Consider the following 9048-nt stretch of genomic DNA (forward strand, 5'->3'; position numbering starts at 1 on the left):
CCGGCACCCTAGCCAGCCGGTCAGGAGCCGCGCGGCCCCTGGGCTGGCGCTGGCCCACCCGGATCGTTCAATTGTCCGGTTGTTGCGGCAGCCCGGCCCGCTTCTCCGGCGTGTCGCCACCACGATCGCGCAGTTGAACGATGGGAGCGGCCCGGGACCGGAGCGTCACGCCGAGACGGCCATGACCACCTGCGCGCGGGCGGGCGGGTCGACCCACAGCGCCCGGGTCCGCAGCAGGCGGGCCAGCGACCAGCAGAGGAACGGGACGGCGACCAGCACCGAGACCTCCCACGCCGGGACCCGCGCGAGGCCGGAGAAGACCAGGCCCGTGAGCGTGGTCGAGACCGCGAGCCGGGTCGAGTAGCCGACCATCGCCAGCGGCGGCGCCGGCGTGGCCCGCGCCGAGCGGAGGTCGACGGCGTACGGGCGCTGGGCCGACCAGCGCATCGCCGCGCCCACGACCTGCACGGTCACCACCACGACGGTGCAGAGCAGCGCGGTCAGCTCGGCGGTCGACGGCATCCCGGCGCGGACGGCGGCGAGCGCCACCGTGACGGCGGACGCCACCACGAGGAACTCGGCGAGCACCCACGCCCGCGCAGCGAAGACCGTGCCGGGCGCGACGGGGAGGCTCTCGCGCCAGAAGTTCCCCCGTCCGTCGAGGCACCAGGCGTTGACGCCGAACAGCAGCGCGCCACCGGAGGCCACCAGGCCGGGGAGGATCGTCATGGTCGACCAGGGCAGGTCGCCGAGGAGGGCGACCGCACCGGGGCCGATCGCCAGCACGGCGATGCCGCGCCGCATCGGCACCGCGCGCCACACCGACCCGCGGTCGGTGCGGACGAGGGCACCGAGGTCGGTGCGCGGCAGCCGGCGGGCGGCGTACCTCCCCGACTCGACCTGCAGCTCGTCACGGGGCGTACGCCGCGCAGCGAGGTGGGCCGGCACCGCTCCGAGCGCGACGGCGGCGAGCAGCACGACCAGCAGCCCGGCAACCGTCGCGAGCCACGTCCAGCCGGCGCCACCGAGCATGCCGAGCACGACCCGCCGGGTGGGCAGCTGGTCGAGCACGGCCACGAGGGCGCCGGCCACCTGCAGGCCCAGGGCGAGTCCCAGCAGGACCACGGTCGCCAGCCGGACGCCGGCGATGCCGTGGCGGGCGCGGCGCACCCACTCGAAGGTCCAGGCGACGACCTGGGCGACCGCGGTCGCCACCGCCAGCCAGAGGACGACCAGGACCTGGGCGACGAGCAGGTCGCCGGGCCCCAGGGCGTAGGCCGTGGTGCCGAGCAGGATCCACGCCTGCAGGAGCCAGGCGATGTTCAGCGGGGCGAGGAGGAGCGCCCCCAGGTGGTCGGTGGTCGGGCTGACCGGCAGCACCGCGGCCGGGTCGCGGGGCAGCAGCTCACGGCCGCCGCCCGAGGCGACGGCCGAGACGACCGCCAGGCCGAGGAAGCCCGCGAGGGCCGTGGGCAGCAGGAGCAGCAGGTCGAACGCACGGCCGCCGCCCCCGGCACCCGGGGTGTACGCCGGCACGACGGCCGTCGCGGTCGTGAGGACGAGGAACCCGACGACGAACCAGGCCGACGAGCCGCGCCGGCGTACCGTCGCGGCCCGGAAGCGCACCAGGTGGCCGACGTCGGCCACCGCCCGGCGGGTGTCAGTCCAGGAGGCCACGGTAGGCACGCGCGCCCTCCTCGCCGGCCATCTCGTCGGCGGTGGCCGTGGCGACCCGCGCCCCGCCGCGGAGCACGGTCACCGTGCTGCACGCCTCGACCGCCAGCTCACGCAGATGGGTCGAGACGAGCACGCAGGCACCGCGGGCGCGGGCGTCGTCGATGGCGGCCATGGTCGCCTCGACCCCGACCGGGTCGACCCCGTCGAACGGCTCGTCGAGGAGGAGCACCACGGGATCGTGGAGGACAGCGAGGACGACGGAGAGCCGCCGGCCCATGCCGTGGGAGAAGCCGGCCGTCACCCGGTGCGCGACGTCGCCGAGCTCGAACCGCTCGAGGAGGTCCCGGGCCCGGTCCTCCCAGGCGGGGAGCCGGCGGAGCCGGGCGGCCAGCTGCAGGTGCTCCCACGGCGTCGCGCGCGGGACCAGCCCGCCGACGTCGGGGCAGTAGCCGACGGCCCGCTTCACGGCGAGGGGGTCGGCGCGCACGTCGTGGCCGGCCACGGTGGCGGCGCCGGAGGTCGGGGGGACCACCCCGGCCAGCACCCGCATCGTCGTGGACTTGCCCGCGCCGTTGCGACCCAGGAGCGCGGTCGCCTGGCCGGCGTGGGCGACCAGGTCGACCCCTGCCACGGCCTCGACCTCGCCGAACCGGACGTGGAGGTCACGGACGTCGACGAGGGCCCGGGGATCGGTCGAGTGGGGGGTCACCGCTCCATGGTCCTCGGCGTGGCCCCGAGGAGGACCGGAACGGCGTGAAAACGGTCCGATCGGCTGGTTGAGGAAGGCCGGCAAGGCCTGTCTCGAAACCCGCCGGCAGGTTTCGAGACGGTCGCTGCGCGACCTCCTCAACCAGCCGAGGGCTGGCGCTGGACGTCAGGCGGGGAAGGAGCCGCCCGAGGCCGCGAGGTCGCGCAGGTACTGCGTCGGGCGGAACCGGTCGCCGTACTTCTCGGCCAGCTCGTCGGCCCTGGCGACGAAGGCGGCCAGGCCGATCTCGCCGTCCGCACCCTCGTAGCCGGTCATGAACTGCGCGGCACCACCGGTCATCGGCGGGAAGCCGATGCCCATGATCGAGCCGATGTTCGCGGCGGCGGCCGAGGTGATGACGCCCTCCTCGAAGCACTTCGCGGTCTCCAGCGCCTCGGCGAAGAGCATCCGGTCCTTGCAGTCCTGGATCGGCGGCTGCTCCTCGGCGACCGGGAACAGCTCGCCCAGGCCCTCCCAGAGCGAGAGCCGCTTGCCCGACTCGTCGTACTCGTAGAAGCCCTTGCCGCGCAGGCGGCCCGGCCGGCCGGCCTCGAGCATCTTGTCGATGACCGCGGTACCGGGGTGCTCGGCCAGCTCGGTGCCGTCCCGCTCGGCCGCCTCGCGGGTGGCCTTGGCGATCTTCCCCATCAGCTCCAGGTTGAGCTCGTCGGAGAGCTGCAGCACGGCAGCGGGGTAGCCGGCCTGGGTCGTGGCCCGCTCGATGGTCCAGGGGCGGACGCCCTCGGCGAGCATCGCCATGCCCTCGTTGACCATGTAGCCGATGACTCGCGAGGTGTAGAAGCCGCGGCTGTCGTTGACGACGATCGGGGTCTTCTTGATCTGCTGGACCACGTCGTAGGCCTTGGCCAGCGCGACGTCCGAGGTCTGCTCGCCCTTGATGATCTCGACGAGCGGCATCTTGTCGACGGGCGAGAAGAAGTGCAGGCCGATGAAGTCCTTGGGCCGGTCGACGCCCTCGGCGAGCTCGGTGATCGGCAGCGTCGAGGTGTTCGAGCACAGCAGCGCGTCGTCGTTGACGTACGGCGCCACCTCGGCGAAGACCTTCGCCTTGAGCGCCGGGTCCTCGAAGACCGCCTCGATGACCAGGTCGCAGCCGGCCAGGGCGCTCGGGTCGCCGGTCGGGGTGATCCGCTCGAGCATCTCGGCGGACTTCTCCTCGGTCAGCTTGCCGCGGCTGACCGCCTTGGCGTTGATCTTCTCCGAGTACGCCTTGCCCTTGGCGGCGTTCTCGTCCGAGACGTCCTTGAGCACGACCTGCATCCCGGCGCGGGCGCAGACGTAGGCGATGCCCGCACCCATCATCCCGGCGCCGAGCACCCCCACCTTGGTGGCCTGCCACGGCTCGATGCCCTGCGGGCGCAGCGACCCGGACTTGATGGCCTGGAGGTCGAGGAAGAACGCCTGGATCATGTTCTTCGAGCCCTGGTTGACCACGAGGTTGGTCAGGTAGCGCGACTCGATCCGCGAGGCGGTGTCGAAGTCGACCTGCGCGCCCTCGACCGCGGCCGACAGGATCGCGCGGGCGGCCGGGTAGACCGCACCCTTGGTCTGCTTGCGCAGCAGCGCCGGGAACGCCGGGAGGAAGCTCGCCAGCGCCGGGGACTTGGGCGTGCCGCCGGGCATCTTGTAGCCGGGGGCGTCCCACGGGTTCTTGCTGGCCTCGGGGTTGGCCTTGATCCACGCCTTGGCGGCGGGCACGAGCTCCTCGCGGCTGCCGACCAGCTCGTCGACCAGGCCCTTCTCCTTGGCCTGGGCGGCCTTGAACTGCTTGCCCTCGAGCAGGAAGCCCATCAGGCCCTCCTGCAGGCCGAACATCCGCACGATGCGGGTGACGCCGCCGCCGCCGGGAAGCAGGCCGAGGCTGACCTCGGGCAGGCCGACGACGACCGACGGGGAGTCGAGCGCGATGCGGTGGTTGGCGGCGAGGCAGATCTCGAGGCCGCCGCCGAGGGCGGCGCCGTTGATCGCCGCGACGACGGGGCGCGGGTAGGTCTCGAGGCGGCGCAGTGCGGCCTTGACGCCCTCGGCCATGGCGAAGACCGACGCGGCGTCGTCCGGGGTGGCCTGGACCATGCCCTTGAGGTCGCCACCGGCGAAGAAGGTCTTCTTCGCGCTGGCGATCACCACACCGGTGACGTCCTCCTGCTCGTCGTACAGGCGCTCGACGGCGGCCTTCATCGAGGAGATGTAGAGGTCGTTCATGGTGTTGGCCGACTGGTTCGGGTCGTCGAGGGTCAGCGTGACGATCCCGTCGGCGTCCTTCTCGTAGCGGACGGCCGTTGCTTCGGTGGTGCTGGTGGTCATGGGTGTCCTGTTCAGCGAGGAGGGAGGTAGGTCAGACGATCTCGACGATGGTGGCGATGCCCATGCCGCCGCCGACGCAGAGCGTGGCGAGGCCGCGGCGCAGGTCGCGGCGCTTGAGCTCGTCGACGAGGGTGCCGAGGATCATCGCGCCGGTGGCACCGAGGGGGTGGCCCATCGCGATGGCGCCGCCGTTGACGTTCGTGATCTCGTCGGTGATGCCCATGTCCCTCATGAAGCGCATGGCCACGGCCGCGAAGGCCTCGTTGATCTCGAACAGGTCGATGTCGCCGACGTCCAGGCCGGCCTTCGCCAGCGCCTTCCGGGCGGCCGGCGCCGGACCGGTGAGCATGATCGTCGGGTCGGCGCCGGAGACGGCGGTGGCGACGATGCGCGCCTTCGGGGTGAGGCCGAGCTGCTGGCCCACCTCCTCGCTGCCGATCGCCACCAGGGCCGCGCCGTCGACGATGCCGGAGGAGTTGCCGGCGTGGTGGACGTGGTTGATCTTCTCGATCCAGTGGTACTTCTCGAGCGCGACGTCGTCGAAGCCGGCGTCGGCGCCGATCTGGGCGAACGACGGCTTGAGGCCGGCGAGGCTCTCGACGCTCGTGTCCGGGCGGATCAGCTCGTCCTGGTCGAGGACGGTGAGGCCATTCTGGTCGCGGACCGGGATGACCGAGTCCGAGAAGTAGCCGTTGGCCCACGCCTTGGCGGCCCGGTGGTTGGACTCGGCGGCGAAGGCGTCGACGTCCTCGCGGCTGAAGCCCTCGATCGTCGCGATGAGGTCGGCGCCGATGCCCTGCGGCACGAAGCCGGTCGCGAGCGCGGTGGCCGGGTCGGCCGCCCAGGCGCCGCCGTCGGAGCCCATCGGCACGCGGCTCATCGACTCCACGCCACCGGCGAGGATCAGGTCCTCGAAGCCGGAGCGCACGCGGCCGGCGGCCTGGTTGACGGCCTCGAGGCCCGAGGCGCAGAAGCGGTTGAGCTGGACGCCCGCGACGGTGTCGGGGTAGCCCGCGGCGAGGGCGGCCGTCTTGGCGATGTCGCCGCCCTGGTCACCGACCGGCGAGACCACGCCGAGCACGACGTCGTCCACCCGCTCGGGGTCCAGCGCGGGGTTGCGGGTCTTGATCTCGTCCAGCAGGCCGACGACGAGGTCGACCGGCTTGACCTCGTGCAGCGAGCCGGCGGCCTTGCCCTTGCCTCGCGGCGTACGAATGTGGTCGTACACGAATGCTTCTGCCATGACCGTCCTAGCGTGTGGTGGAGTGGTCCATCGATTGTGACACCATTGGTGTCACGGTCAAGAGCGGGCACCTTGTGGTCTGGCTCACGAGACAACGACGCACGGACAACGACGCACGGACGACGCAGGAGAGCGAGGCGCGGGTGACGCAGGTGGACGGCCGCCCCGACGAGCAGCGGACGGAGCGGGTCGAGGCCGCTCGGGACCTGCTGACCCTCGACGAGCTCACGAGCCGCGTCGGGATGAGCGTGCGCAACGTGCGGTTCTACACCACCAAGGGCCTCGTGCCGCCGCCGATCCGGCGCGGCCGCAGCGGCTACTACACCCCCGACCACGTCGCCCGGCTGGAGCTGGTCCGGGAGCTGCAGGGCCACGGCTTCACGCTGGCCGCGATCGAGAAGTACCTCGCCGGCGTCCCCGAGGACGCCACGCCCGAGGACATCGCGCTGCACCGCGCGATGCTCGCCCCCTGGCAGGCCGACGTCCCCGTGGAGATGCCGCGCGCCGAGCTCGAGCGGCGCGCCGGCCGGGCGCTCACCGACGACGAGGTGGCCACCCTCGAGGCCCTCGGCATCCTCCGCCGCTCCCGCCGCGGCCGGTACGAGGTGGCGGCATCGCAGCTGCAGGTGGGCCTCGGCCTGGTCGACCTCGGGTTCCCGACCGAGGCGGCCATCGCGGCCTCGGAGGTGTACGCCGCGCACGGCCGGCAGATCGCCCAGGAGCTCAACGAGCTGTTCCGGACGATGGTGTGGCCGGCGTACAAGGAGGCGGGTGCGCCCGCCGAACGGATCCAGCAGGTCGTCGAGCGGCTCAAGCCGCTCTCGATCGCGAGCCTGGTCGCGGCGTACGAGGCCGCGATGGACGAGGAGCGCCGGGAGCGGATCGCGGCCCGCGCCCGCGGCACGAGGAGGACGCCCCGCTAGGTGGGTGTTCCTAGGCTGGCGCCATGAGCACCGTCCTGGTCACCGGCGCGACCGGTTTCGTCGGGGCCCGGCTGGTGCCGGCCCTCCTGGAGCAGGGTCACGAGGTCCGGGCGATGACGCGCCGCCCCGACGACTACACCGGGCCCGGCAAGCCCGTGCGCGGCGACGTCCACGACCCCGGCACGCTGGGCGAGGCGCTGGTCGGTGTCGACGTGGCGTTCTACCTGGTGCACTCGCTGGGCGACGAGGACTTCGAGCGCAAGGACGCCGACGCCGCCCGGTCCTTCGGGCTGGCCGCGGCCGCCAGCGGGGTCCGGCAGATCGTCTACCTCGGCGGCCTGGGCTCCGAGGACGAGGACCTCTCCCCGCACCTGCGCTCGCGGCGTGAGGTCGAGAAGCTGCTGGGCGAGTCCGGCGTGCCGGTCACCGTGCTGCGCGCGGCGATCGTGGTCGGATCCGGCGGGGTCTCCTGGGAGATGACCCGCCAGCTGGTCAAGAACCTGCCGGCCATGGTGGTCCCACGGTGGGCCTCCACCCGCACCCAGCCGATCGCCATCGCCGACGTCGTGCGCTACCTCGCCGGCGTGGTGGACCGCGAGGAGGCCCTCGGCCGGGTCTTCGAGGTCGGCGGGGGCGACCAGCTGACGTACGCCGAGATGCTCTCGCGCGCCGGCAAGGTGATGCACGGCCGGCCGCTGCCGATCGTGCAAGTCCCCCTCGGCACGCCGTTCCTCTCGCAGTACTGGATCAAGCTGGTGACCGGTGTCGACGCGACCACCGCGGCCAACCTCATCGAGTCGATGGGCATCGAGGTGCTGGTGAGCGAGCACTCGATCCGTGACCTGGTGCCCGGGGAGCCGATGACCTACGTCGAGGCCGTCGAGCAGGCGCTCGCGGAGGACCGCTCCCCTGCTGGGTGAGGAGGTCGCGCAGCGACCGTCTCGAGACCCGTGGGCCGGCCCGACCGTCGGGCGGGTCAGCCGATGACCGGCGGCAGGATCAGGAGCATCGACAGCGACCACGTGCAGTGGGTGAGGATCGGCGCGAGGATGCCGCCCGAGGCCCGGCGCTCGAGCCCGACGACGACGCCCAGCAGGATGGCGGCGAAGGCCAGCATCACGTTGCCGGTCGCGGCGGTCGCGATCACGTAGGCGATCGTCGTCCACACCACCGGCCGGTGCGGGATGGCGGCGTACGCGGCGCCCCGGAAGAACAGCTCCTCGGCCACGCCGTTGACCGCCGTGATCACCACGAGGATCGGCACCGAGCCCTGGTTGGCGTAGCTCAGGACGGCGCTGACCTCGCGTTGGAGGTACGGGATCTCGCGGATCACCAGGCCGCCGAGGACGAAGACGCCGACGATGGCGAGCCCCAGCAGGACGGGGGTGACCACCGGCCGCCGCAGCTCGTCGCGCCAGGCGATCCGCCCGAGGTGCAGCGGCCCGGACAGGAAGGCGCCGCCCGCCCAGATCAGCGCCAGGGCACTGGTGGCGAGGTAGAACAGATCGCTGCCCGGCTCGATGCGGAGGGACAGCCCGAGCACGACGGCACCGAGGAAGACCACGCCGATCGTCACCGCCTGCCGGCGACGCAGGGCGGCCGGGGACTCCCGGTGGTCCCGCGGGACGACGTCCCACAGCGCCCGCTGCAACCAGGTCCGGACCGTGCTCACGTCCCCGACCTTACGGAGGGGTTGTTGGGGTCCGGGTCACACCGGGGCCGCCGTGCCGCGCCTGGCCGTCCGCGCCCACCACGATCGTTCGATTGCGCGGTTGTGGTGGGCGGATCGGCGGCAGAGCGCGGCAGGCGGTCACCACTTCCCAGCAGCTGAACGATCCGGGTGGCCCAGGGGCGCAGGTGGCCCAGGATGGGCTCAGAGGGTCAGCGGCGAGCGGAGGAGAACGACGCCGCGCTGTGCCGGCTGCCGCCGGAGGAGGACGCCGCCGCACCACCCGAACGACGGGGACGCCCGCCGCCGGACTGCCCGGCCGACTGCTGGGCCGAACCCTGCTTCGCGCCGCCCTGCTTGGCGCCGGAAGCCTTCGGGCCGCCCTGGCGCGAGCCGCCCTGGCGGGAGCCGCCCTGCTGGCCCTGCGCGCCACCCCCGGTGCCGCCGCCGGAGCGGCCGCGGC

7 protein-coding genes and 1 pseudogene are annotated in these 9048 nt (G+C 73.0%); 2 read left to right on the forward strand and 6 right to left on the reverse strand.

Annotated elements, in window-relative coordinates:
* Positions 1-165 precede the first annotated feature (165 nt).
* The 4 genes from ACSMHG_RS14245 to ACSMHG_RS14260 all read right to left on the reverse strand — a co-directional run bounded on the left by ACSMHG_RS14245 (position 166) and on the right by ACSMHG_RS14260 (position 5993).
* Positions 166-1686 carry a hypothetical protein gene (locus ACSMHG_RS14245; RefSeq protein WP_435746221.1) on the reverse strand — a complete coding sequence of 507 codons (1521 nt, stop codon included), beginning with the start codon at positions 1684-1686 and terminating at the stop codon, positions 166-168.
* On the reverse strand, positions 1661-2386 hold the full coding sequence (locus ACSMHG_RS14250) for an ABC transporter ATP-binding protein (protein WP_435746223.1): 726 nt from the start codon (positions 2384-2386) through the stop codon (positions 1661-1663). Before ACSMHG_RS14250 ends, ACSMHG_RS14245 begins: the two co-directional genes overlap by 26 nt.
* A gap of 165 nt (positions 2387-2551) precedes the next feature.
* Entirely contained in the window at positions 2552-4750 is a 2199-nt protein-coding gene (locus tag ACSMHG_RS14255; RefSeq protein WP_435746225.1) for a 3-hydroxyacyl-CoA dehydrogenase NAD-binding domain-containing protein, read from the reverse strand.
* 31 nt (positions 4751-4781) lie between these two features.
* Positions 4782-5993: an acetyl-CoA C-acetyltransferase gene (locus ACSMHG_RS14260; protein WP_435746227.1), complete on the reverse strand. Its 1212-nt coding sequence runs from the start codon at positions 5991-5993 to the stop codon at positions 4782-4784.
* Between the two features lie 143 nt (positions 5994-6136).
* Between ACSMHG_RS14260 and ACSMHG_RS14265 the strand changes: the two genes are divergently transcribed.
* Both ACSMHG_RS14265 and ACSMHG_RS14270 read left to right on the forward strand, forming a co-directional pair.
* Positions 6137-6916, forward strand: a complete 780-nt coding sequence (locus tag ACSMHG_RS14265) for a MerR family transcriptional regulator (RefSeq protein WP_435746229.1) — start codon at positions 6137-6139, stop codon at positions 6914-6916.
* 23 nt (positions 6917-6939) lie between these two features.
* On the forward strand, positions 6940-7836 hold the full coding sequence (locus ACSMHG_RS14270) for an NAD(P)H-binding protein (protein WP_435746231.1): 897 nt from the start codon (positions 6940-6942) through the stop codon (positions 7834-7836).
* 56 nt (positions 7837-7892) lie between these two features.
* On the opposite strand, the gene ACSMHG_RS14275 is transcribed toward ACSMHG_RS14270, so the two are convergent.
* Together ACSMHG_RS14275 and ACSMHG_RS14280 are read right to left on the reverse strand one after the other, a co-directional pair.
* Positions 7893-8588, reverse strand: a complete 696-nt coding sequence (locus ACSMHG_RS14275) for a CPBP family glutamic-type intramembrane protease (protein WP_435746233.1) — start codon at positions 8586-8588, stop codon at positions 7893-7895.
* A 209-nt stretch (positions 8589-8797) separates the two neighbouring features.
* Positions 8798-9048 (reverse strand): annotated as a pseudogene (locus ACSMHG_RS14280) (DEAD/DEAH box helicase); the annotation flags it as partial.

This window comes from Nocardioides ureilyticus, from assembly GCF_051280745.1.
Taxonomy (GTDB): Bacteria; Actinomycetota; Actinomycetes; order Propionibacteriales; family Nocardioidaceae; genus Nocardioides.